The 23,362-nt window shown below is 63.2% G+C and carries 25 protein-coding genes; 12 read left to right on the plus strand and 13 right to left on the minus strand.

Annotated elements, in window-relative coordinates; genetic code table 11:
* Positions 1-57: 57 nt before the first annotated feature.
* Both NKI10_RS19105 and NKI10_RS19110 read right to left on the minus strand, forming a co-directional pair.
* Positions 58-264 carry a tautomerase family protein gene (locus tag NKI10_RS19105; RefSeq protein ID WP_023683852.1) on the minus strand — a complete coding sequence of 69 codons (207 nt, stop codon included), beginning with the start codon at positions 262-264 and terminating at the stop codon, positions 58-60.
* A gap of 162 nt (positions 265-426) precedes the next feature.
* Positions 427-1,347 (minus strand): SMP-30/gluconolactonase/LRE family protein, encoded by a 921-nt coding sequence (locus tag NKI10_RS19110; RefSeq protein WP_023671738.1) that lies wholly within the window; start codon positions 1,345-1,347, stop codon positions 427-429.
* Between the two features lie 286 nt (positions 1,348-1,633).
* On the opposite strand from NKI10_RS19110, the gene NKI10_RS19115 reads away from it, so the two are divergent.
* Positions 1,634-1,801: a hypothetical protein gene (locus NKI10_RS19115; protein ID WP_023671737.1), complete on the plus strand. Its 168-nt coding sequence runs from the start codon at positions 1,634-1,636 to the stop codon at positions 1,799-1,801.
* A 185-nt stretch (positions 1,802-1,986) separates the two neighbouring features.
* On the opposite strand, the gene NKI10_RS19120 is transcribed toward NKI10_RS19115, so the two are convergent.
* From NKI10_RS19120 to ccmA, 4 genes are all read right to left on the minus strand, one after another.
* Positions 1,987-2,568: a DsbE family thiol:disulfide interchange protein gene (locus NKI10_RS19120; protein ID WP_023687679.1), complete on the minus strand. Its 582-nt coding sequence runs from the start codon at positions 2,566-2,568 to the stop codon at positions 1,987-1,989.
* Positions 2,565-2,756, minus strand: a complete 192-nt coding sequence (ccmD, locus tag NKI10_RS19125; protein ID WP_352861440.1) for a heme exporter protein CcmD — start codon at positions 2,754-2,756, stop codon at positions 2,565-2,567. Before ccmD ends, NKI10_RS19120 begins: the two co-directional genes overlap by 4 nt.
* Before the next feature lie 122 nt (positions 2,757-2,878).
* Complete coding sequence (gene ccmB, locus NKI10_RS19130) at positions 2,879-3,544, minus strand: heme exporter protein CcmB (protein ID WP_352861442.1); 666 nt, start codon at positions 3,542-3,544, stop codon at positions 2,879-2,881.
* 229 nt (positions 3,545-3,773) lie between these two features.
* Complete coding sequence (gene ccmA / locus NKI10_RS19135) at positions 3,774-4,382, minus strand: heme ABC exporter ATP-binding protein CcmA (protein WP_352861444.1); 609 nt, start codon at positions 4,380-4,382, stop codon at positions 3,774-3,776.
* Between the two features lie 285 nt (positions 4,383-4,667).
* Here ccmA and acnA point away from each other — a divergent pair, with 285 nt between their 5' ends.
* From acnA to NKI10_RS19150, 3 genes are all read left to right on the plus strand, one after another.
* The gene (gene acnA, locus NKI10_RS19140; protein WP_023715753.1) at positions 4,668-7,358 is read left to right on the plus strand and encodes an aconitate hydratase AcnA; all 2,691 of its coding nucleotides are present in this window, start codon (positions 4,668-4,670) and stop codon (positions 7,356-7,358) included.
* A gap of 405 nt (positions 7,359-7,763) precedes the next feature.
* The gene (locus NKI10_RS19145; protein ID WP_023671730.1) at positions 7,764-8,543 is read left to right on the plus strand and encodes a DUF1223 domain-containing protein; all 780 of its coding nucleotides are present in this window, start codon (positions 7,764-7,766) and stop codon (positions 8,541-8,543) included.
* A 609-nt stretch (positions 8,544-9,152) separates the two neighbouring features.
* Positions 9,153-9,539: a DUF2794 domain-containing protein gene (locus NKI10_RS19150; protein ID WP_023683844.1), complete on the plus strand. Its 387-nt coding sequence runs from the start codon at positions 9,153-9,155 to the stop codon at positions 9,537-9,539.
* Between the two features lie 100 nt (positions 9,540-9,639).
* Here the strand turns inward: NKI10_RS19150 and NKI10_RS19155 are convergent, their stop codons facing one another.
* The 4 genes from NKI10_RS19155 to NKI10_RS19170 form a co-directional block, all read right to left on the minus strand.
* Positions 9,640-10,236, minus strand: a complete 597-nt coding sequence (locus tag NKI10_RS19155; RefSeq protein ID WP_352861446.1) for a GNAT family N-acetyltransferase — start codon at positions 10,234-10,236, stop codon at positions 9,640-9,642.
* Between the two features lie 118 nt (positions 10,237-10,354).
* Complete coding sequence (locus NKI10_RS19160; protein ID WP_023671726.1) at positions 10,355-11,095, minus strand: Bax inhibitor-1/YccA family protein; 741 nt, start codon at positions 11,093-11,095, stop codon at positions 10,355-10,357.
* A gap of 239 nt (positions 11,096-11,334) precedes the next feature.
* Positions 11,335-13,884 (minus strand): ABC transporter permease, encoded by a 2,550-nt coding sequence (locus tag NKI10_RS19165; RefSeq protein WP_352861448.1) that lies wholly within the window; start codon positions 13,882-13,884, stop codon positions 11,335-11,337.
* A complete protein-coding gene (locus NKI10_RS19170) occupies positions 13,884-14,585 on the minus strand; it encodes an ABC transporter ATP-binding protein (protein ID WP_023715752.1) in 702 nt (233 codons plus the stop codon). Before NKI10_RS19170 ends, NKI10_RS19165 begins: the two co-directional genes overlap by 1 nt.
* 86 nt (positions 14,586-14,671) lie before the next feature.
* Here NKI10_RS19170 and NKI10_RS19175 point away from each other — a divergent pair, with 86 nt between their 5' ends.
* Both NKI10_RS19175 and thpR read left to right on the plus strand, forming a co-directional pair.
* On the plus strand, positions 14,672-15,316 hold the full coding sequence (locus NKI10_RS19175) for an arylesterase (protein WP_352461010.1): 645 nt from the start codon (positions 14,672-14,674) through the stop codon (positions 15,314-15,316).
* Between the two features lie 270 nt (positions 15,317-15,586).
* Positions 15,587-16,183: an RNA 2',3'-cyclic phosphodiesterase gene (thpR, locus tag NKI10_RS19180; protein ID WP_023671722.1), complete on the plus strand. Its 597-nt coding sequence runs from the start codon at positions 15,587-15,589 to the stop codon at positions 16,181-16,183.
* On the opposite strand, the gene NKI10_RS19185 is transcribed toward thpR, so the two are convergent.
* A complete protein-coding gene (locus NKI10_RS19185; protein ID WP_352861451.1) occupies positions 16,087-16,614 on the minus strand; it encodes a low molecular weight protein-tyrosine-phosphatase in 528 nt (175 codons plus the stop codon). The genes thpR and NKI10_RS19185 overlap by 97 nt on opposite strands.
* A 104-nt stretch (positions 16,615-16,718) precedes the next feature.
* On the opposite strand from NKI10_RS19185, the gene NKI10_RS19190 reads away from it, so the two are divergent.
* The 5 genes from NKI10_RS19190 (at position 16,719) to NKI10_RS19210 (ending at position 20,121) form a co-directional block, all read left to right on the plus strand.
* Positions 16,719-17,015, plus strand: coding sequence for a 4a-hydroxytetrahydrobiopterin dehydratase (locus tag NKI10_RS19190; RefSeq protein WP_023671720.1), 297 nt, complete (start codon positions 16,719-16,721; stop codon positions 17,013-17,015).
* 117 nt (positions 17,016-17,132) lie between these two features.
* Complete coding sequence (locus NKI10_RS19195) at positions 17,133-17,495, plus strand: YkvA family protein (RefSeq protein ID WP_352461003.1); 363 nt, start codon at positions 17,133-17,135, stop codon at positions 17,493-17,495.
* 315 nt (positions 17,496-17,810) lie between these two features.
* Positions 17,811-18,314 (plus strand): invasion associated locus B family protein, encoded by a 504-nt coding sequence (locus tag NKI10_RS19200; protein ID WP_023671718.1) that lies wholly within the window; start codon positions 17,811-17,813, stop codon positions 18,312-18,314.
* Between the two features lie 110 nt (positions 18,315-18,424).
* Entirely contained in the window at positions 18,425-19,657 is a 1,233-nt protein-coding gene (gene rlmN, locus NKI10_RS19205; protein WP_352748083.1) for a dual-specificity RNA methyltransferase RlmN, read from the plus strand.
* A complete protein-coding gene (locus NKI10_RS19210) occupies positions 19,654-20,121 on the plus strand; it encodes a hypothetical protein (RefSeq protein ID WP_352748080.1) in 468 nt (155 codons plus the stop codon). The genes rlmN and NKI10_RS19210 overlap by 4 nt, the downstream gene beginning before the upstream one ends.
* Here NKI10_RS19210 and NKI10_RS19215 read toward each other — a convergent pair.
* The gene (locus NKI10_RS19215; RefSeq protein ID WP_023694540.1) at positions 20,093-20,734 is read right to left on the minus strand and encodes a LysE family translocator; all 642 of its coding nucleotides are present in this window, start codon (positions 20,732-20,734) and stop codon (positions 20,093-20,095) included. The two genes, NKI10_RS19210 and NKI10_RS19215, sit on opposite strands and share 29 nt — an antisense overlap.
* Positions 20,735-20,921: 187 nt before the next feature.
* On the opposite strand from NKI10_RS19215, the gene NKI10_RS19220 reads away from it, so the two are divergent.
* Positions 20,922-22,145 carry an argininosuccinate synthase gene (locus NKI10_RS19220; protein ID WP_352748077.1) on the plus strand — a complete coding sequence of 408 codons (1,224 nt, stop codon included), beginning with the start codon at positions 20,922-20,924 and terminating at the stop codon, positions 22,143-22,145.
* A gap of 138 nt (positions 22,146-22,283) precedes the next feature.
* On the opposite strand, the gene NKI10_RS19225 is transcribed toward NKI10_RS19220, so the two are convergent.
* Positions 22,284-23,081 carry a lytic murein transglycosylase gene (locus NKI10_RS19225; protein WP_023694544.1) on the minus strand — a complete coding sequence of 266 codons (798 nt, stop codon included), beginning with the start codon at positions 23,079-23,081 and terminating at the stop codon, positions 22,284-22,286.
* Positions 23,082-23,362 lie beyond the last annotated feature (281 nt).

Genomic DNA, 23,362 nt, shown 5'->3' on the forward strand with positions numbered 1-23,362 from the left:
GCGCAGACCCTAGGATGACGAACGAAAGGGTGCGGCGCACCCCAACGTGCCGCAGTGCTACCCCTTCCGCAACGTCTCGACATCGGTCACACCGACATACCAGTCGCGCGCGTTGACCTCTTCGAACACCACCCAGACGTCGTCATTGCTAAGCCCGGTGGCGTCCATGATGGCCGCCGTGACCTTTTTGGCAATGTCGGCCTTCTTGCCAGCGGGATCAGCGGCGATCACTTCCTTGACGATGCGGATGTTGACGAATGGCATGATGTCCTCCCCCTGAATTGTGTCTGATAGCGCCGCGCCGCGGCTCCGAAATCCGCTCCGGCGAATCGCTTGTCGGTCGTTCCGGCGGCCGCCGCGCAACAGGCGCCGCGGACATGCGCAGAAACGCCATCAAGGGCCGCCAGAGAAGCGTTTCCAGCAACCTCAATACGTCTTCGCCCCGTTCACCATCAGCCGCACCATGTAGAGCGACGTTGTGCCGGCGATGTAGAGGCAGTTCAGCTTGTTGCCGCCGAACACGCAATTGGCGGTCACTTCCGGCACCTTGACCTTGCCGATCAGCGTGCCGTCGGGATCGTAGCAATGGATGCCGTCGGCGGCACTGGTCCAGATGCGGCCGGCCTCGTCGAGCCGGAAGCCGTCGAATAGGCCGGCCGTGCAGTCAGCGAACACCTTCCCGCCCGAGACCTTCTTGCCGTGCTTGCCGACGTTGAAGACCCGCATATGCGCGGGGTTCTGCGCGCCATGGGTGCGGCCGGTGTCGACGACATAGAGCTGGCTTTCATCCAGTGAAAAGGCAAGCCCGTTCGGCCGGACCATGTCGGTGATGACGGCCTCGACCTCGCCCGTATCCGGATCGACCCGGTAGACATTGCAAGCGCCGATCTCGCTTTCGGCCTTGTCGCCCTCATAGTCGGTGTCGATGCCGTAGCTCGGATCGGTGAACCAAATCGAGCCGTCGGATTTCACGACCGCGTCATTGGGCGAATTCAGCCGCTTGCCTTTCCATTCGGCCGCGATGGTGGTGACGGAACCGTCATGCTCGGTGCGGCTGACGCGGCGGCCGGAATGCTCGCACGTCACCAGTCGGCCCTGGCGGTCGACGGTGTTGCCGTTGGAATTGCCGGAGGGCTGACGGAAGACGCTGACATTGCCGTCGGTCTCGTCATAGCGCAGCATGCGGTTGTTGGGGATGTCGGACCAGACGACATAGCGGCCGGCGGCGAACCAGGCCGGCCCTTCCGCCCACTGACATCCGGTAAACAGCTTTTCCACCTGGGCGTTGCCGTTGAACAGCCGCGCGAAACGCGGATCGAGAATTTCGTAATAGTCTGCGGTCGCCATGCATTTCCTCCGGGCATCACGTGACGCGCGGATCAAGCCAGCCTGCGGGCGCGATGGCAAGGTGGCGCAGGCGCAATTTGTAAGACAAAAGGTGCCCGGCCGGCATGGCCCGCCAGCCTGTCCGGCCGTTTATGGTGCTGTAGCGCTGTATTAACCCGCTATGCGCCCTGTGCAATGGTGCATTGCAACATCTTCTTTTTGCATCGCACCATTCCTATGTCATGGTGCGAACGACCAAGGGAGGAACAAATTCACCGCTGATATGCGGCACGAAAGGACCCTTGCTATGGCTTTTGACAACCTCTTCTCCCGCGCGCGCACCTCGATGGCCAAGCGCCGCCACTACAACCGCCTCGTCGCGGAAATCGAAAACCTGACGAGCCGCGACCTGGCCGACCTGCGCGCCGACCGCTCGGAAATGCTCTACCAGGTCCACAGGCAGATCTACGGCTGAGCATTTCAGACCTCAGCGGGGCACCGCCCCCTCACCCGGATTGCCAAACCGAATTGCATGAGCAATTCGGGCAATCCGACCTCTCCCCCCGGGGAGAGGAGCTAGCCTGTGCCGATGCTTCCCTCTTCTCCCCCACGGGGAGGAGGGGGCGCGTAGCGGCCCGATGAGGGGGCATGGCGCCAACGTCAGCCCGGTGCCGCGAGCGCCTTTTCAATCTGCGGCAACAGAACATCCCTCGCCGACTCCCCTGTCAGCGGCCCGACATGCTTGTAGGCAATCTTGCCGTCCTTGCCGATGACGAAGGTTTCCGGCACGCCGTAGACGCCCCAGTCGATGGCCGTGCGGCCGGCCTCGTCGACACCTATCGCCTGGAACGGATTGCCGAGATCACCAAGGAACCGGCGCGCGTTTTGCGCTTGGTCCTTGTAGTTTAGCGCGGCCATGACGAAGCGCTTGTCCTGCGACAGCTGCAAGAGCACCGGATGCTCTTCCCGGCACGGCGCGCACCAGGATGCAAAGACGTTGACCAGCGTTACCTTGCCGGCGAAGGCTTTCGAATCCAGCCCGGGCAGGTTTGACCCTTCCAGCGCCGGCAGGTTGGTCTGCGGCGCCGGCAGGCCGATCAGCGCCGACGGCACTGCCGCCTCATCGCGTCCCGACAAAAGCTGCGACAGGAACAATCCGGCGAGGCCGAGAAAAACCAGCAGCGGCAACAGCACGATCAGGCGGCGGCGCGGCGACGCCGGCGTTTCGCTTTCCGTGCTCATGGCTTGCTGGCCCCAGTGCTGGCCCCAGTACCGGCTTTGTCCGAGCGACGCTGCACGCCGGCCGCTTCGAGGTCTGCCAGTTCGCGCTTGCGGGTCCGCTGGTCGAGCAGGATCCAGCCGATCAGCCCGGCCAGCACGATCGCCGTGATGCCATAGGCGGCCGCGACATAGAGTGCGTGTGCACTCATGCGCTTCGCTCCCCTTCCACCGTCACTTCGTCGTGCTCGATCATGGCCTTCCCATAGCTTTGCGGCTTTCTTAGCTTTGCGGCTGGGGCTTCGCAATTGATCGTCGCGCCGCAGCGGTCATATCAATCCGTTCCATGCCGCAGCGCCAGTGCTGCCGCCACCGGACCCAGCACGGCAAGAAACAGCGTCAGCGCGGCAAGAATGAGGAAGGGCTGCAGGAACGGATCAGGATCGGCCACCGCGCCGTAGCTCGCCGACACCCCGAAGATCAGCACCGGGATCGTCAGCGGCAGCACCAGCACCGAGATCAGCAGCCCGCCACGCGGCAGCGCCACCGCCACCGCCGCCCCGACCGCGCCGATGAAAGTGATCGCCGGCGTGCCGACCAGCAGCGTGAGCGCGGTGGCGCCGATGCTGAGCGGCTCCATGTTCATGAACAGGCTCAGCAGAGGTGCCGCAACCACCAGCGGCAGAACGCTGCCCGCCCAATGCGCCAGGCACTTCACCAGCACCGTCAACGCCAGCATGTGGCGGTCATTGCCCAGCACCAGAAGATCGAGCGAACCGTCTTCGCGATCGGCCTGAAACAGCCGGTCGAGGCCGAGCAGGCAGGCGAGCAGAGCGCCGATCCAAAGGATCGCCGGACCGATGCGGGCGAGCAGCTTCAGGTCCGGTCCGACACCGAAGGGGATAGTGACGATGACGGCGAGGAAGAAGATGACGCCGGTGAGCGCTCCGCCGCCGGCGCGGACGGAGAGGCGGATGTCGCGCAGGAAGAGGGCTAGCATTGCCAAGCCGCGCCTGCGGTTTGATCGCCATCTTGCCGAAGGTGGCGTTCCTTCACACCCCCCTCTGTCCTCCCGGACATCTCCCCCGCAAGGGGGGAGATTGGCAGCGCCACTGCTGACGCCTCTTTTTCAATGCCGGTGATTGGCGAAAGCCGGCATGACATCTGATCTCCCCCCCTGCGGGGGAGATGCCCGGCAGGGCAGAGGGGGGTGGGCGGGAATGCCGGCATCACCCTGTTGCTCCCATCCTCAATTCCTTCGCCCCATCCAATCCCAGCGGCAGGTGCGTCGCCGCGACAATAATCCCACCCTCCGCGCAATGCCTCGTCATCAGCCCCGCAAACCGCGCCTCCGAAGCCTTGTCCAGCCCAGCCGTCGGCTCATCCAGCAGCCACAGCGGCTTATGACTGACCAGCAATTTCGCAATTGCCGCGCGCCGCCTTTGCCCGGTCGACAGATAGCCGAAAGGCAGATGGCCGATGCCGCCGAGACCAACCGTCTCCAGCGCCTCTCCGACACCCAACTGCCCATCGCCGTTGAAATCGCGCCAGAAGCGCAGATCCTCCGCCACGCTGAGCGCCGTCTTCATTGCATTGAGGTGGCCGAGATAGTGGACCGCCGAAGCGATCGTCGGAAACGTCTCGCCGCCGCCCTCGATGCGCAGGTCGCCTTGCACCTTCCGCAGCAGCCCGGCGATGACCCTGAGCAGCGTCGATTTGCCCGAACCGTTCGGCCCGGTGACGACCAGCACCTGGCCCTTGTCGAGCGCAAACCCGATGCCGGAAAAGACCGTCTCGCCGCCGCGTTCGCCACCCAGATTTTCGGCAATCAGCCGCATGCCTGCCCGTCCCGAAAACTTTACCGCGCGATAGCTGCCGCATCGCACAAATTTGCTCCGCAACTGTCTAGAACTATTCCAGAAAATTCTCTATATGCGGGACATCCGTGCCAGCGGTCGGCACGGGAACAGAATTTGCGCCGAACCAGCGCACGCGCCGCCTTGAACGGCTCGGGTTGGCTGGGAACGGACAGCGGAAATGGCCGTACCCGCACCTTTGCGCGTGATTGCATGCCCATCGGCGTCCGTTCCCTTTCAGGCTGAACAGACAAGGACGGACCGCACGTGTCAAAATCCCTCGACAGTTTCAATTGCCGCCGCACCCTCACCGTGGGTGGCGCGGACTATGTCTATTACAATCTGGTCGAGGCCGAGAGGAACGGCCTCACCGGCATTGCCCAGCTGCCTTATTCGATGAAGGTGCTGCTGGAAAACCTTTTGCGCAATGAAGACGGCCGCTCCGTCACCAAGGACTCTATCCAGGCTGTTGCCGGCTGGCTGACCGACAAGGGCACCGCCGGCGTCGAGATCGCCTATCGCCCGGCGCGTGTCTTGATGCAGGATTTCACGGGCGTCCCGGCGGTGGTCGACTTGGCCGCCATGCGCGACGGCCTCAAGGCGCTCGGCGGCGATCCGCAGAAGATCAATCCGCTGGTGCCGGTCGACCTCGTCATCGACCACTCCGTCATCGTCGACGAATTCGGCACGCCACTGGCCTTTGCCAGGAATGTCGAGCTCGAATATGAGCGCAACGAAGAGCGCTATAAATTCCTGAAATGGGGCCAGCAGGCGTTCCGCAATTTTCGCGTCGTGCCGCCCGGCACCGGCATCTGCCATCAGGTCAACCTCGAATATCTCGGTCAGGTCGTCTGGACCAACACGGAAGACGGCGAAACCACCGCTTATCCCGACACCTGCGTCGGCACCGATTCGCACACCACCATGATCAACGGCCTTGGCGTGCTCGGCTGGGGCGTCGGCGGCATCGAGGCCGAGGCGGCGATGCTCGGCCAGCCGGTTTCCATGCTGTTGCCCGAAGTCATCGGCTTCCGCCTCACCGGCAAACTGAGGGAAGGCATCACCGCCACTGACCTGGTGCTGACCGTCACCCAGATGCTGCGCAAGAAGGGCGTCGTCGGCAAGTTCGTCGAGTTCTTCGGCCCGGGCCTGTCCAACATGACGCTGGCCGACCGCGCCACCATCGGCAATATGGCGCCCGAGTATGGCGCCACCTGCGGCTTCTTCCCGGTCGACGGCGAGACCATCCGCTACCTCACAATGTCGGGCCGCGAGGAAAGCCGCATCGCCCTGGTCGAGGCCTATTCCAAGGCGCAAGGCATGTGGCGTGACGCCGGCTCGGCCGACCCTGTCTTCACTGACCTGCTCGAACTCGAGCTCGACAGCGTCGTGCCGTCGATGGCAGGTCCCAAGCGCCCCGAAGGCCGCGTTCCGCTCGAAGGCATTCCGGCCGGCTTCGCAAAGGCGATGGAAACCGAGTACAAGAAGGCTGCCGAAATCCACAAGCGCTATGCCGTCGAAGGCACCGACCATGATCTCGGTCATGGCGATGTCGTCATTGCCGCCATCACGTCCTGCACCAACACCTCCAACCCGAGCGTGCTGATCGGCGCCGGCCTTTTGGCGCGCAACGCCAACCGGCTCGGCCTCAAGCAGAAGCCGTGGGTGAAGACCTCGCTGGCGCCGGGCAGCCAGGTGGTCGCCGAATATCTGGAAAAGTCCGGCCTGCAGAAGGAGCTCGACCAGATCGGCTTCAACCTGGTTGGTTTCGGCTGCACCACCTGCATCGGCAATTCCGGCCCGCTGCCGGCGCCGATCTCCAAGACCATCAACGATAAGGGCCTGATCGCCGCCGCAGTGCTCTCCGGCAACCGCAACTTCGAAGGCCGTGTTTCACCTGACGTGCAGGCGAACTATCTGGCGTCGCCGCCGCTGGTGGTAGCCCATGCTTTGGCCGGCACCGTCACCAAGGACCTGACCACCGAGCCACTCGGCGAAGGCCGCGACGGCAAGCCGGTCTATCTCAGGGATATCTGGCCGAGTTCGGCCGAGATCCAGGAGTTCATCGAGAAGAACGTCACACGTGAGCTATTCGCCCGCAAATATGCCGACGTCTTCAAGGGCGACGAATACTGGCAGAACGTCAAGGCGCCGGAAGGCCAGACCTATGCCTGGGACGACAACTCGACCTATGTGCAGAACCCGCCCTATTTCGCCGGCATGACCTCCGGTTTCGGCAAGATCGGCGACATCAAGGGCGCGCGCGTGCTCGGCCTGTTCGGCGACAAGATCACCACCGATCACATCTCACCGGCGGGTTCGATCAAGGCCGCTTCCCCGGCCGGCAAATACCTCACCGACCATGGCGTCGGCGTTGCCGACTTCAACCAGTACGGCACAAGGCGCGGCAACCATGAGGTGATGATGCGCGGCACCTTCGCCAACATCCGCATCCGCAACCACATGCTGGGCGAGAACGGCCGCGAGGGCGGCTACACCATCCACTACCCGTCGAAGGAAGAGGAATCGATCTACGACGCGGCGATGAGATACAAAAAGGAAGGCGTGCCGCTGGTCATCTTCGCCGGCGTCGAATACGGCAACGGCTCCTCGCGCGACTGGGCAGCTAAAGGAACGAATCTCCTCGGTGTCCGTGCCGTCATCGCCCAGTCCTTCGAGCGCATCCATCGCTCCAACCTAGTCGGCATGGGCGTCATCCCCTTCGTCTTCGAGGAAGGCACCTCATGGGCCTCGCTCAACCTCAAGGGTGACGAGCTGGTCGAGATCGACGGCATAAGCACCATCAAGCCACGCCAGACGATGATCGCCAAGGTGACCTATGGCGACGGCACCGTGAAGAACGTGCCGATCATCTGCCGCATCGATACGCTGGACGAACTCGACTACTTCAAGAATGGCGGCATTTTGCAATACGTGCTGCGCGATCTGGCCGCGTAGCGGCCAGGGCTTAGGCAGTAGGGATTGGGCGGTAGCGGGGAACGACATCCCCTGCACCCTGCACCCTGCACCCTGCACCCTGCACCCTACTCCCTACTCCCTACTCCCTACTCCCTACTCCCTACTCCCTACTCCCAGTCTTTCCAAAGCATTGCCCGACCCGATCGAAGCCCCGCCCTGTCCGACAGGAGTAAAAACCGGCTGGGCTCAGCAAGATCTGCCCCACGCTCCTGATGCCATGCTCCCGATCGAACCGGGCGGTGAAGTGCTCCCCCTGTGATGCCATACCCATGGTTGCGGCAGCAAAAATTTCACCGCAACGTGACTTCCCGTTGACTGTCGCTTCTGCCACAAATCTGGGCAACCAGAACAAGGCCGGCGTCACCGGCGGGAATCGGAACGATCATGGCACCTCGACAACCTCTGCGGCTTGCGGCTTTTGCGCTGGCCTTCTCGGCGCTTGCCGGGACCGGGTTCGCCGAGGAATCGGGAACGACCCAGACCGACAAACCGCAGATTGACAGGCCCTTGGGCGTGGTCGAGCTGTTCACCAGCCAAGGCTGCAATTCCTGCCCGCCGGCGGACGCTTTCTTTGCCGAGCTGGCGGCCAAGGACAACGTCGTCGCGCTCGCCTACCACGTCAATTACTGGGACTATCTCGGCTGGCAGGACACGCTGAGCAGCAAGGACAATACCGACCGGCAATATGACTATATGCGCGCCTTCGGCACCCGCTCCGTCTACACGCCGCAAGCCGTCATCAATGGTCGCAGCCATGTCAACGGCGCCAGCCGCAAGGAGGTCGACGGCGCGCTTGCCCGCATGGAGAAATCCGGTGAAGGCATGCGGGTCAGCGTCAAGGTCAGCCGCACCAGCGATCGCGTCATGATCGATGCCGGCGACGCCGGTAGCGGCCCGAGCGACGCCCATGTCGTCATCGTCTATTTCGAACCACCGCAGACGGTGACCATCGCCAAGGGCGAGAACACCGGCCGCAGCATGACCTACTGGAACGCCGTCACCGGCATCCAGACCGCCGGCATGTGGCACGGCAAGGCGCAGCGCTACGAATTGCCGATGACCGAGATCGCCAAGAAAGGCGGCTGCGCCGTGCTGCTGCAATCGGTTGGCAAGGACGGCCTGCCGGGGCCTATTCTGGGCGCGGCGTTTATTCACAAGCCTTAAGAGGCTAGTCCATACCTTTTGATATCGGCGGGACAGCACCCCCCTCTGGCCTGCCGGCCATCTCCCCCGCAAGGAGGGAGATTGGCAGCTTCGCCACATCCGCCATCCTGTCCCACGTTTGAGATTGGCGAAAGCAAACGCGAAATCTGATCTCCACCCTTGCGGGGAGATGTCCGGCAGGACAGAGGGGGGTGTGAAGGATCACGACGACAAGTGTCTGGCGCCGCCCAACAAAAAAACCGACGTCAGCTTGCTTCTGACGTCGGTCATTTAGGTTTGGGATCGTCGCACCCGGTCTCTCCCTGAGGAAAGTCCGAGGTTGGTTCGATCCGACGCAGACCCGTGGGCGGGGGGCTTGGGGTTTACGAGCCGGTGCCGGACCGAACCGTCTCAGGCAACGCCGGTAAATTCGTCGGACATTGGGGCATGAGCGCGGATAAAAAAAGGCGGAAATGTGGCGAGGCATCACCAATTCAAACACCGCGTTTTATAAAAGTGACTGGACGTTGCGAAAACAGCGCAGTCCCGGGATGGTTAGCCGGGCCTTGCAATTCCACGGCGAACACGCCAACTTCTGCAAGCGAGATTCATTTTCAAAAGGATCGCGGGATGACCGATCGCAGCGGTGGGACGGAGGATGGGGACGCATCCGCAATATTGATCCCGCTGCACGAGGCGCGACGCGAACGCCTCGACCAGCCGGTCCGTTTCGACCGGCGTGAACTCGACGAGATCCTGAGGCTGTACGGACGCATGGTCGCGGCCAACGAATGGCGCGACTATGCCATCGATCATCTGTCTGATCGGGCTGTGTTTTCAGTCTTCCGCCGGGCCAGCGAAGTGCCGCTGTTCCAGATCGTCAAGGATCCGAAACTGGCGCGCCGGCAAGGCGCCTTCGCCGTCATAGCCGCCGGCGGCCGCATCCTCAAGCGCGGCCAGGAACTCGGTCGCGTGCTCAACGTCTTCGATGCTAAGCTGAAGATTGTCCAGGCCTAATTGAGAATTGGGGAATTGAAGAACTGAAGAATTGGAAAAAGAGGATGTAACGGTCGAAATACCGCCGGGTTTGTTCTCAGCTATTCAAATCCTCAATTCTTCAGTTCTTCAACTCCTCAATCCCCCTCCTCAGGCTCTCACGAAACTTCCGCTCCGGCAGCGAATGCGGATCGGGCGGAACCGTTGCGCCGCCATTCAGCGACAGCTGCATGAACACCGTGTCAAGCCAGCGCCCATGCTTGTAGCCGGAGCCTTCCAGGCGACCGGAATGGCGAAAGCCGAGCTTTTCATGCAGCCGCACCGAGGCGCTGTCTGCATGGCCGTCACCGATCACCGCGACGATCTGGCGAAAGCCCGCCATACGGCAGGCTTCAATCAGCGCCTGCATCAGCAGCAGCCCGACGCCCTGGCCCTTCGCATCAGGCGCGACATAGACGGAATCCTCTACGATGAAGCGGTAGGCCGGGCGCGGCCGGAACGCGCCGGCATAGGCGTAGCCGAGCAGCGCGCCATCTCGTTCCGCCACCAGATAGGGAAAGCCCCCCGCCGTCAGGCTGTCGAAGCGCGCACCCATCTCAGTGCGGCTGGGCGGCTCCAGCTCATAGCTCGCGGTGCCATGCGTCACGGCATCGCCGTAGATCTCGGTGATTCGGCCGAGGTCGCCTTCCATGGCCGCGCGGATGGAAATAGTGCTCATAAATTATGCAGACGATTCATCTGCCTCCATGACAGCAAAGGCCGGCACAAAAGGAAAGGGCGGCCGTTGGGCCGCCCTCTTGATATCAGCTGGTCCAGTTGCCTGATGGGAAGACCGCCTACCGGCGATCGCCCATGAACTGCAGCAGGAACATGAACAGGTTGATGAAGTCGAGATATAGCCTCAACGCGCCCATGATCGCCTTGCGGCCGGCAACGTCGGCCTGATCGCCTTCGTAGTACATTTCCTTGATGGTCTGCGTGTCGTAGGCGGTGAGGCCGGCGAAGATCAACACGCCGATCGCCGAGATAGCGAAGCCGAGCGCCGACGACTGGAGGAAGATGTTGATCAGCATGGCGATCACAAGGCCGACGACGCCCATGACCAGGAACGAGCCGAAGGCCGAAAGGTCACGCTTTGTCGTGTAGCCGTAGAGCGACAGCGCGCCGAAGGCGGCCGCCGTGGCAAAGAAGGTCTGGGTGATCGAGGCGCCGGTGTAGACCAGGAAGATGGTCGACAGCGACAGGCCGACCAGGCCCGAATAGACCCAGAAGGTGGTTTGCGCCGCGGCCACGCTCATCGACTGGATCCTGAACGACAGGAAGAAGACGGCGGCGAGCGGAGCCAGGATGACCACCCAGCGGAAGGCGCTGGCATAGATCAGCGTGCCGAAAGCGGTCAGCTGTCCGTCGCCGGTGACGGCGAGCTGGAAAGCGCCCCAGGCGGCGACGCCGGTGATGAGGAGGCCAAGCCCCATCAAATTGTAGACCTTGAGCATGTAAGTGCGCAGGCCTTGGTCGATGTCGGCGCGCGCGCCCGGCACGGCCGAAGTCTGGTAGTTGCGAATGGGCTCAGCCATTGGAATCCTCTGTTGCTTCTGCCCCGTACGGTGTCAGGCCCTTTCGGACCTGGGCGCCGCTGGCGGGGCTCCAGCATGCCTGTGGCGAAATATGATGGTTCTTGACGTCAAGAACAAGACCGTAACGGGCTGCAACGCTTGGTGAATCTCCGGAAGCCGGTTTTCTTGGGCTTCCATGACTGCACATTACCAAGATTTAATCGGAAACGGCAGATTCGGCCAACCTTGCCGTTTGGGGCCTAGAGGTCGCGCAGCACCGGCGCCGCCTTGTGCCCGAGCACCCGCCAGGTGCCGGCAAGGCCGATGCCGACTGTGATCACCAGCGCAAACACCAAGGTCGCCACTGCCACCTCCGGCATGAAATGCGACGGCAACGTCATGATGCGGGCAACGATGTACCAGGCGGCGATGCCGCCGGCAGCCAACGCAAACACCGCGGTGGCCAGGCCGATCAGCATGTATTCCAGCGAAAACGCCGCGATCAGCGTGCGCCTCGTGGCGCCCAGCGTCTTCAGCACCACGGCATCGTGGATGCGGGCGCGATTTCCCGCGGCGAGCGCGCCGGCCAGCACCAGCACCGAAGCGATCAGCGCCACGCCGGCCGCCGCCCGGATCGCCGTGCCGAGCTGGCCGACCAGCCGGTTGACGACGTCGAGCGCGTCCTTGACCCGAACTGTCGTCACCGCCGGGAGGGCGCGGGTGACGGCGTTGAGCAGGCGGGCATCCTCTGCTGCCGTGGCATCCTTTTCGGTCAGCGTCGCCAGCCAGCCATGGGGCGCGCCTGCAAAAGTGTTGGGCGAGAACACCATGACGAAGTTGATGCCCATCGTCTCCCATTGCACCTCTCGGAAATTGGCGATCCTGGCCGTCACATTGCGTCCGAGCACATTGACGGTGACGGTATCGCCGAGCTTCAGGCCGAGCGCCTTGCCTTCATCGTTGGAGAACGAGACCAGCGGTTCGCCGCTGTAGTTCTCCGGCCACCAGCTGCCCTCGGTCAATGTCGCATTGGCCGGTTGTTTGGCGTCGTAGGTCAGGCCGCGATCGCCGCGCAGCACCCAGGCGCCTTCCGATGGCACATTGGCCTTGTCGACACTAACGCCGTTCAGCGCCATCACCCGGCCGCGCAGCATCGGCACCTTGACCAGCGTTCCCTTCGGCGCCTCATTGCCGATCAATGTCGAGAAGGCATCGACCTCGCTATTCTGGATGTCGACGAAGAAGAATCTCGGCGCCCGTTCCGGCAGACTGCCGGAGATCTGCTGCCTGAGATTGCCGTCGATCAGCGCCAGCGTCACCAAAAGCGTCAGCCCGAGGCCCAGCGACAGCACGACGGACGGCGTCAGCGCGCCGGGCCGGTGGATGTTGCCGATGGCGAGCCTGAGCGCGACCGAGCGCACACGCGGGCTTTTGCGCGCCACCCACTGCACCAGCGCACCGACCAGGCGCAACACCAGAAAGGCAAAGACCGTCGCGCCGACGAAGATCAAGGCGATGCGCCGGTCGCCGGAAAACAGGATGGCGAGCGCCGCCAAAGCGACCGCGATGCCGACCGCCGTGGCAAGATAGGGCAGGCGTGGAAAGCCGCGGCCCTCAAAACCCATTTCGCGAAACAGCGCGGTCGCCGGCACATCGCGGGCGCGGCCGAGCGGCAACAGCGCGAAGGCAAGCGTCACCAGCAGCCCGAACAGCGCGGCAAGAGCCAGCGCACCGGGATAGAAGCCGCCTTTAGCCGGCACCGGAATGACCGACTGGAGCTCAGCGCTAGCTGCAAACGGCATGGCGGCGCCGAGGATGAGGCCAAGCGCGATGCCGAGGCCGGCGATTATCAGGATTTGCACGAGATAGACGGTGAAGACGAAGCCGCCCGAGGCGCCAAGGCTCTTGAAGGTGGCGATGACGCCGCGCTTGCCGTCGAGGTAGGCGCGCACCGCATTGGCAACGCCGACGCCGCCGACCACCAGCGCCGTCAGCCCGACCAGCGTCAGGAATTGCGAGAAGCGCTCGATGTTGGCCGACAGCGCCGGCGCCGCATTGGAACGCGTGCGGATCGACCAGCCGGCTTCAGGGAAATCGCTCGCCGCCCGATCCTGGATGGTCTTGAGATCGGCCTCGCTGGCGCCGGCCGGCAGCCGAACCTTGTAGGCATTCTCGACCAGGCTGCCCGGCTGGATCAGGCCGGACGCGGCAAGCCCCGCGGTCGAGACCATCAGCCGCGGCGCGAAGCCGAAACCGTCCGACACCGCATCCGGTTCGCTCACCAGCCTGGCCCGCAATTCGAATGTCGCGCTGCCGACCTTCAGCCGGTCACCGATCTTCACATTCAGCCGGTCGAACAACAGGTCGGGCGCGGCGGCGCCAAAGACGCCTGATTTCTCGTCGAACAAATCCTTTCTGCCAAGCTGCGGCGCGGTCTCGATCGCGCCATAGAGCGGATAGGCGTCGTCGACGGCCTTGGCCTCGACCAGCGCCTGGTCGGAGCCGTCTTCCAGCCGCGCCATCGAGCGCATATTGGCGCTGTGCGACACAGTGCCGAGGCGGTCGAGGAAGGTGCTTTCGGCTGGCGTCGCATCGCGCTGGTTGAGCTGGAAGCGCAAGTCGCCGCCAAGCAGCGTCTGGCCCTGGTCGGCAACGCCTGCGGTGATCGCCTGCGCCACCGAATTGACCCCGCCGATTGCAGCGACGCCGAGCGCGATGCAGGCAAGGAAGATCAGGAAACCCGACAACCCGCCGCGCATCTCGCGCAGCGAGAAGCGGAACGCGAGCTTCAGCGTCTGCGACAGTGGCATCAGGCCGGCACCTTGACCTGCGCTACCGGCGCATCCTCGATGCGGCCCGAGCGCATCGACACCTGGCGCGAGCAGCGCGCCGCAAGGGCCGGATCGTGCGTGACCAGCACCAAGGTCATGCCGCGCTCGGCCGCTTTGGCGAACAAAAGGTCGGCGACCTGACGCCCCGTCGCCTGGTCGAGATTGCCGGTCGGCTCGTCGGCGATGAGAATGCGCGGCGACGGCGCCAGCGCGCGGGCGATCGCCACGCGCTGCTGTTCGCCGCCGGAGAGTTCGCCGGGATAGTGGGTGACGCGATCGCTCAAGCCGACGGCCGCCAACTCCCGCGCGGCGACGCCGAACGGATCGGCATGGCCGGCCAGTTCCAGCGGCACCGCGACATTTTCGAGCGCCGTCATGTTGGGAATGAGATGGAAGGACTGAAAGACGATGCCTATGTTTCGGCCCCGAAACGAGGCGATCTGATCCTCGCTTTTGCCGTTCAGCAATTCGCCGGCGATCCGCACCGTCCCCGAATCGACCCGCTCAAGCCCGGCCAGCACCATCAGCAAGGTCGACTTGCCGGAACCCGAAGGGCCGACAATGCCGGTCGCCTCGCCGCGCGTCACGTCAAGGCTGACGCCTTTCAGCACATGCACAGACGAAGCCCCTTGGCCCAGGGTCAGGGATATGTCTTTCAGCGCGATGACGGCTTCTGTCACAATTAAAGCGTCCTATATCAGGATGAAGGCTCTGCTTGCCGGAAGCCGTCGCCGGAAGAATTCCTCGGGTATATGGGGCCTGCCACATGTCTTTCAAACGCTTGAATGCCGCAGGGCTCGTCTTTTTCGTCACCCTTTGCGGCGCCATTTCGTCGGTACGCGCCGAGACGTTCACCATCGTCGGGTTCGGCGACAGCCTGATGGCCGGTTTCGGCCTCGGGCCTGGCGATGGCTTTACCGACAAATTGCAAGCTGCGCTGCGGGCCAAAGGCCATGACGTCACCGTAGCCAACGCCGGCGTTTCAGGCGACACCTCGAGCGGCGGCTTGGCACGGCTTGACTGGTCGGTACCGGATGGGACAAGGCTGGTTATCCTCGAACTCGGCGCCAACGACATGCTGCGCGGCGTCTCGCCCAGCATTACGGAAAAGAACCTGGACGACATGCTGGCGAAGCTGAAAGCGCGCAAGATCGCGGTGCTTTTGGCCGGCATGCGCGCCGCTCCCAATCTCGGCGCCGACTACCAGAACGCCTTCGATGCGATCTATCCAAAGCTTGCCGCGAAATACGATGTGCCGCTCTATCCGTTTTTTCTCGATGGCGTCGCCGGGCAGTCCGGCCTGCAGTTGGAGGATGGCCTGCATCCCAATCCGAAGGGCGTCGCAGCGATGGTCGAGCGCATCCTGCCCGCCGTGGAGAAGGCGATTGCGGCAGTTCAGGGTGGCGGTTGAACGCCGGCGTGACGAGAATAACACGCGGCGATCATTTTGACCGGTGTGGCCAAAAAGGACATATAGCCTCCAAAAGGAGGGTCATATGGCCATTATCATCAAGAGAGAGGACGCTGTTCGCCTCGCGCGAACTTTGAAACAAAAGACCGGGCTGCAGAGGGCCCGGGTCGCCTGTTCGTAAAAATGCCTGCAACCAACAAACCACTTGCCCCGTTTGACTATCGATGATTCGCTAGGGGCACAGTTCGATTCGAGGAAGGGAGGCTCACCATGCCGCGTCTTTTCACCGCCCTCGAAATACCGCGTGACGCCGCTCTTTCGCTGTCCCTGCTCAGGGGCGGCCTGCCCGGAGCCCGCTGGATCGATGTCGAAAACTACCATCTGACGCTGCGCTTCATCGGCGACGTCGAAGGCCATATCGCCGACGAAATCGCCAACGCACTCGACCGGGTGCACCGCCCATCCTTCTCGCTCACCCTGTCCGGAGTTGGCGCTTTCGGCCAGAAGAAGCCGCACGCCGTCTGGGCCGGCGTCTTCGCCTCGCCCGACCTTTCGGCGCTGCAGAGCGAAATCGACCGCATCTGCCAGCGGCTCGGCCTGCCCGCCGACCCGCGCAAGTTCACCCCGCATGTTACGCTGGCACGCTTGCGCAATTCGAGCCCGCTCGACGTCGCCCAGTACCTGTCGGCGCGCGGCAATTTTGCGACGCTACCGTTTCGCGTCGGCCGCTTCGTGCTGATGTCGTCGCGCGATTCGGTCGGCGGCGGTCCCTACATTGTCGAGGAGGCGTGGCCGCTCTCCGGCGTCGACGCCCGCGCCACCAATCTCGTCGCCAGCGCCTCCGACGCTTCGCGGATCATGCGGTAGACCGAAGCGAACGCTTCGGCCCCGTCATAATAGGGATCCGGCACGTCGCGGGTTTTGCCCTGCGCAAACTCTGCCAAGAGATGAATACGTTCGCGCGCACCGGCCGGCGCCAGCACCTTGAGGTCGCGGACATTCTGCCGATCCATGCCGAGGATCAGGTCGAAGCGCGAAAAATCCCCCGGCCTGACCTTGCGTGCCCGCTGCCCTGATATGTCGATGCCGTGGCGGGCCGCAATCGCGATCGAGCGCGGGTCGGGCGCTTCGCCGAGGTTCCAGCCGCCGGTCGCCGCAGAGTCCAGCACGATATCGTCCAGCACCATGTCGCGGCCGCGTTCCGCCAGCACGGCGCGAAACACGCCTTCGGCCAGGGGTGAGCGGCAGATGTTGCCGAGGCAGACGAAGAGTATGGAATTTATCGGCTTTACGCTCATTCGATATGCGCCGTTCGTGCATTTGGAAGCCCAAAACGCAAAGGACTTTTGGGCGACTTGCATTATGGTGAGGGTCGATATCTGGGATAGCACGGGAAATCATCATGACGAGAGAGAAACTCAGCAAGGACGCCATCGCCGCCGCACTGGCCGAACTGGCCGGCTGGTCGCAGGCAGCCGATGGCGCCTCCATCAAGCGCAGCTTCGACTTCAAGAATTTCTCCGAGGCCTTCGCCTTCATGACCCGCGTTGCGCTGGCCGCCGAGAAGATGGACCATCATCCCGACTGGTCGAACGTCTACAAGACTGTCGACGTGACGCTCAACACCCATGATGCCGGCGGTGTCACCGCGCTCGACATCGCGCTGGCCAAGAAGATGAATGGGTATGCAGGCGGCTGAACGCTGGGGCGGCAACGCCAAATCGGCGCCATCCTCTTGCAGTGGACCGGGGCTTTCACCACATTTTCCATGGCAGCCGCGCAACACGCAGCGCGACGGCCGGCAAGGAGAGGATTGATGGCGCAGCAGCCCGGTTTTGATTTCTTCGGCTTCGGCAGCAAGCTCGGCGACGAAAGTGAAGTGCGCGCCAAATTCTGGCGCACGGCCAAGAAGGCCGCCCGACAGATTCCGTTCATGGAAGAGGTCGTCGCCGGCTATTACTGCGCGCTCGACAGGAAGACGCCTTTGCGTGCCAAGGGCATATTGCTGGCAGCGCTTGGCTATTTCGTGCTGCCGGTCGATGTCATCCCCGATTTCGTCTTCGGCCTCGGCTTCACCGACGACATCGCCGTGCTGACCGCCGCGATCACCGCCGTAAGCGCCCATATCACCCCTGCGCACCGCAAGGCCGCCAAGGAGGCGATCGCCGACAAGAGCTGAATCGGCGGTCGCGTTAACAACTGGGTTCAGAAGAAATCCTCCGCTCAAACAGGACGATAGCGGCTTGGCTTCGGGTTCCGCTGAGGCCGTTCAAAAAGTCAAACTCTTGCCGCTTTCGTGGCCTCCAAGTCGCCGCAGGGACATTGCGAAAGCCGTTTTTTCAAGAAGCGGCGCGGAAATGGCGGTGGTTTCCATGGGTGAATGTCCTTTTCCGAGGGAAATTCACCGTTTGGTAACCCAGATTAAATCAAAATGAAGCGACGGGCAGGACGCCAAGCCGGCCTGCCCCGCACCATTTGGAATACGGGAAAAGCGATGCGCGGATTGATTGCACTAGTCTCGAGCCTGGTCCTGGTGGCCTTTGCCGCGCCGGCGCTGGCGCAGCAGGCGACCAAGATCGGCCAGCACAATGCCTGGGGCACCTACAGCTACCAGGCGCAGGGCGGCAAGGTCTGCTATGTGCTCACCGTGCCGACCGACAAGCAGCCGCCGACGCTCGATCACGGCGACATGTTCTTCTTCGTCAGCCAGCGGCCGGGCCAGCAAGTGTCCTACGAGCCGCAATTCATCGCCGGCTACACATTCCAGGAAGGCTCCAAGGCCACCGTCACCATCGACAAGAAGACGTTCTCGATGTTCACCCGCGGCAAGTCGGCCTGGGTCGAGAACGCCGCCGAAGAGCCGGTGCTGATCGCCGCCATGAAGACCGGCACCGACATGAAGGTCTCGGCGAAGTCCGGCCGCGGCAATCCGACGACCTATGTGTTTTCGCTGAAAGGCATCTCGGCCGCGCTGACGTCGATCGCCAAGTGCAAGTAGGCTAGCGCGGTTCCCGCCGCATGACTCTCGCCGCAACCTGTGCTATGCGCCGCGCTTCTTTTCGGCACGATGGATGAAATCGGCCGCAATTCGCTTATATTGGCGCTGATATGACCCTTTCCTTCGATCTCACCACTGAGGGCGCACCCGACGCGTTGCGCGCTCGCGCCACGCCCGAGAAGCCGTCGCTGATCGGCCTGACCCGGGCCGAGCTCGGTGAAGCCATTGTCAGTGCCGGCATCGTGCCCGAGCGCCAGGCGAAAATGCGCGCCCAGCAGCTCTGGCACTGGATGTATGTGCGCGGCGTCTCCGATTTTGCCGGCATGTTCAACATCTCCAAGGATCTGCGCGCCGAACTCGACAAGCATTTTACCGTCGCCCGGCCCGAAATCGTCGAGGAGCAGATTTCCTCCGACGGCACGCGCAAGTGGCTGTTCCGCTTTCCGCCGCGCGGCGCCGGCCGTCCGGTCGAGATCGAGACCGTCTACATCCCCGAAGAAGGCCGCGGCACGCTCTGCATCTCCTCGCAGGTCGGCTGCACGCTGACCTGTTCGTTCTGCCACACCGGCACACAGAAGCTGGTGCGCAATTTGACGGCGGAAGAGATCTTGGCGCAATTGCTCACCGCCCGCGACCGGCTCGGCGATTTCCCCGACCGCGACACACCCGACGGCGCCATCGTCCCTGCCGAGGGCAGAAAAGTCTCCAACGTCGTCATGATGGGCATGGGCGAGCCGCTCTACAATTTCGAGGCGGTGAAGAAGGCGCTGCTGATTGCCTCCGACGGCGACGGACTGTCGCTGTCGAAGCGCCGCATTACGCTCTCGACCTCCGGCGTGGTGCCCGAGATCTTCCGCACCGGCGAGGAGATAGGGGTCATGCTGGCGATCTCGCTGCACGCCACCAATGACGATCTGCGCGACCTGCTTGTGCCGATCAACAAGAAGTATCCGCTGAAGGAACTGATCGAGGCCTGCCGCGCCTATCCCGGCCTGTCCAACGCCAAGCGCATCACCTTCGAATATGTGATGCTGAAGGACGTCAACGATTCCATCGAGGACGCCAAGGGGCTGATCAAGCTGCTCAAAGGCATTCCAGCCAAGATCAATCTGATCCCGTTCAACCCGTGGCCGGGCACCAACTATCAGTGCTCGGACTGGGAGACGATCGAGAAGTTTGCCGACTACATCAACAATGCCGGCTATGCCTCGCCGATCCGCACGCCGCGCGGCCGCGACATCCTGGCCGCCTGCGGCCAGCTCAAATCCGACTCCGAACGCATGCGCAAGGTCGACCGCCTGGCGCTGGAAGCCATGATGATTGCGGGGCATGGCGAGGCGTGAGCCGCCTCTTCGCCTACCTCGTCCGCTTCACCGTCATCCTGTTCGGCTATGTCGTCGCCTCATTGGCGGCGAGCGCCTTTCTCAACGTGCTGTTCCTGGCTTCCGTCGGTTATAAGCCGGACGATGCGCACCCGATGATGGCCACGGCGCTCTATTTTTCGATTCCGTTCGTGGCGCTGCTTGTCGCCTATTTCGCTTTCATACCGGCGGTGGTCGCAATCCTGATCTCCGAGGTCCTCAGCCGCCGCGACTGGCTGTTCTATGCACTCGCGGGCGGCGTCGTGGCCGCGGCCTTCCTCGGCTTCGTCCATCAGAACGTGGATGTCGACGTCACCAAACCGCACGCCATCGCCGCGGTGATCGGCTGCGGCATGGTCGGCGGCATCTTCTACTGGCTAAGCGCCGGCCGCTGGGCCGGAAGCTGGTGGCAGGCCGCTACTTCGCCTGAGCTGTCAGGATCTTGAGCGCGAAGGCCGAAAACACACCGGCAAAGAGATAGTCTACCACCCGCGTCACCCGCGGGCTGGCCTTCATCGCCGCCGAAAACCTTTCCGCAGCAAACACCATCGGCGCTGTCACCGGGACCGACAGCACGATGAACATGAGGCCGAGGAAGAACAGTTTTCCCGGCGCGTTCGGATCGTGAGCGGAGACGAACTGCGGCAGAAACGTCATGAAGAACAGGATGATCTTCGGGTTGAGCAGATTGACGCCAAGCCCGGCAGCCCAGCTGCGGAACAGCGAAATCTGCGGCCCGTTCTTCTTCTGCGGTGAAAACGCCGAGCCCTTGGTGATTGCCTGCCAGGCCAGGAACACCAGATAGGCGGCGCCGAACGTTTTCAGCACGAGGAAGGCCATTGGCGAGGCGACGATCAGCGCCGAGATGCCGACCGCCACCAAAGTTGTGTGGATCAGCGTGCCGAACAGAGCACCCGCCAGCGAGGCAAAGCCGGCGGCGCGGCCCTGGCTCAGTGTGCGCGAGACGAACAGCGTCATATCCGGCCCCGGCGTGATCGCCAGGATCATGGTGGCGATGGCGAACTGGATCAGCGTGGTGGTGTCGGGAATGAAGGACATCGGTGGGCCCTGGCGAATGATCGTCGGTCTATAACGCAGCCTCCCGGCTCACGCCAGCAACTGACTGGCGTGGCATCTGGTCCAGCGGCTGCGGCGGTCGGAGCCCGTTCATCCCTTGCGCTGGCCGGAAATGCCGTGATACCTCGCCCGCGAAACTCATCGCGGAACCGCCAAAATGTCCCCAGCAATGCCCAAGACAAAAGACGTCAAGAAGGTCGTGCTCGCCTATTCCGGCGGTCTCGACACCTCCATCATCCTGAAATGGCTGCAGACCGAGCTCGGCGCCGAAGTCGTCACCTTCACCGCCGATCTCGGCCAGGGTGGCGAGTTGGAGCCGGCGCGCAAGAAGGCCGAGATGATGGGCATCAAGGATATCCGCGTCGTCGATGTGCGCGAGGAATTCGTCGCCGACTTCGTCTTCCCGATGTTTCGCGCCAATGCCGTCTATGAAGGCACCTACCTGCTCGGCACCTCGATCGCCCGGCCGCTGATCTCCAAACACCTGGTCGAGATCGCCAGGGAGACCGGGGCCGATGCCATTGCGCATGGCGCCACCGGCAAGGGCAACGACCAGGTCCGTTTCGAGCTTTCCGCCTATGCGCTGAACCCCGACATCAAGGTCATCGCGCCGTGGCGCGACTGGTCGTTCAAGTCGCGCACCGACCTGATCAACTTCGCCGAGCAGCACCAGATCCCGGTAGCGAAGGACAAGCGCGGCGAAGCACCCTTCTCGGTCGACGCCAACCTCCTGCACTCGTCCTCCGAGGGCAAGGTGCTGGAAGACCCGTGGAACGAGCCGCCGGAATTCGTCCATCAGCGCACAGTCTCGCCGATGGACGCGCCGGACGCGGTCACCGAGATCGAAATCGAATTCTTGAAGGGCGACCCGATCGCGCTGAACGGCAAGAAACTGTCGCCGGCCGAGATGCTGACGGCGCTTAACGATCTTGGCCGCGACAATGGCATCGGCCGGCTCGATCTGGTCGAGAACCGCTTCGTCGGCATGAAATCGCGCGGCGTCTACGAGACCCCCGGCGGCACCATCCTGATCGTCGCCCACCGCGCCATCGAATCGATCACGCTCGACCGCGGCGCCGGCCACCTCAAGGACGAGTTCATGCCGCGCTACGCCGAGCTGATCTACAACGGCTTCTGGTTCTCGCCCGAGCGGCTGATGCTGCAGGCGATGATCGACAAGAGCCAGGAGGACGTCGAAGGCACGGTGCGCCTGAAACTCTACAAGGGCAATGTCATGGTCACCGGCCGGAAGTCGAAGAAGACGCTCTATTCCGACGCGCTGGTCACTTTCGAGGATGACCGCGGCGCTTACGACCAGAAGGACGCCGCCGGCTTCATCCGCCTCAACGCGCTGCGGCTGAGGACGCTGGCCGCGCGCAACCGCAAGGGTTGAGCCCAACTACTATTCCAGGAAAACCCGGCGGAGACTGCCAAGAGGGGCTAACGCCGGGCTCTTGATTATTCGCATGGCCATGCACCAACAAAAAAGCCCGGCGTTGGCCGGGCTTTCATGTCGAATGAAGATTATCGTTCAGCTGCCGTCGATCGCGTCGGCGATCTGGGCGATGGCCTGCTGGTAGACGCTGGCGGAATTCCAGCCGGCGATGGCGCCCATATTCGCACTCGCGCTCGCACCCGCCCGCCAGCCATGAGCCTTGAGGAAGTTGGCCGTCGAAGCCAAGGCCGTTGCCTTGTCGCGCAGATTTCCGTTGCCGACGCCGTACTTCAGGACATTGCCGGGCAGGAACTGCGTATGGCCGATCTCGCCATGCGCAGCGCCGACCGACGAGGCGCTCAGCGCGCCGCGATCGACCAGCTTCAGCGCCGCAATGGCATGCGGGTAAAAGAAGCCCGGGCGACGGCAATCATAGGCAAGCGTCAGAATGGCGGAGACCGTGTTCTGGTTGCCCAGGGAGGCTCCGAAGCCGGTTTCCATGCCCCAGATGGCCAGCAACACGCCCGGCGACACCCCGTAATTGCTCTCGATCCTGTCGAACATCGCTGCATTCGACTTCTTCAGCGCACGGCCCCTGGAAATGATCGCAGCTCCGCCACGGCGCTTCATGAAGGCGTCCACCGAACCGCTGAAAGCCTTGTGGATGGCGCGGTCGACGGAGATTGTCTTTGTCGCGTAGCTGGCACCGGCCAGAGCAGCCAGACCCTTCCCGCCGACACCTTCGGACCTGGCCTGCGCGGCAAAGTCCTGCTTCCACGCTTCGAAGCCCGCGCCGGTCTTGCCGCAGCTGGCCGCCGCCTGCGCGCCCGTCGCCAGCGCAAGTACCGCGACCACCGCGGCAGCAATAATCTTTCCCTTGGCAAGCAATGCCATGCTTTTTCTCCTGATTGCCTGAATCACGTCCCGGTTGCGAACTTGCCAGCGAAACACGCCATTGTCACCGTACCCCCGGCGCTACCCTGGCCAATGCAGCGGAATTTGCTTACGATCAAGTGCTTTGTGGCCGAAACGCCCGGTGCCGGGCAGGCGAATTCGCTGCTCGGGTAAAAAGAGGTGACGGGGGCATGGAACGGCGGCCCGTGGCGGGCGTTTGGGCGAGGCGCCGCTCCGCACCATATTCCTCCTCTGACGCCATACGCCAACGCCTGACGCAT

The sequence above is a fragment of the Mesorhizobium sp. M0802 genome (genome assembly GCF_040320115.1).
In the GTDB taxonomy this organism is placed as follows: Bacteria; Pseudomonadota; Alphaproteobacteria; order Rhizobiales; family Rhizobiaceae; genus Mesorhizobium.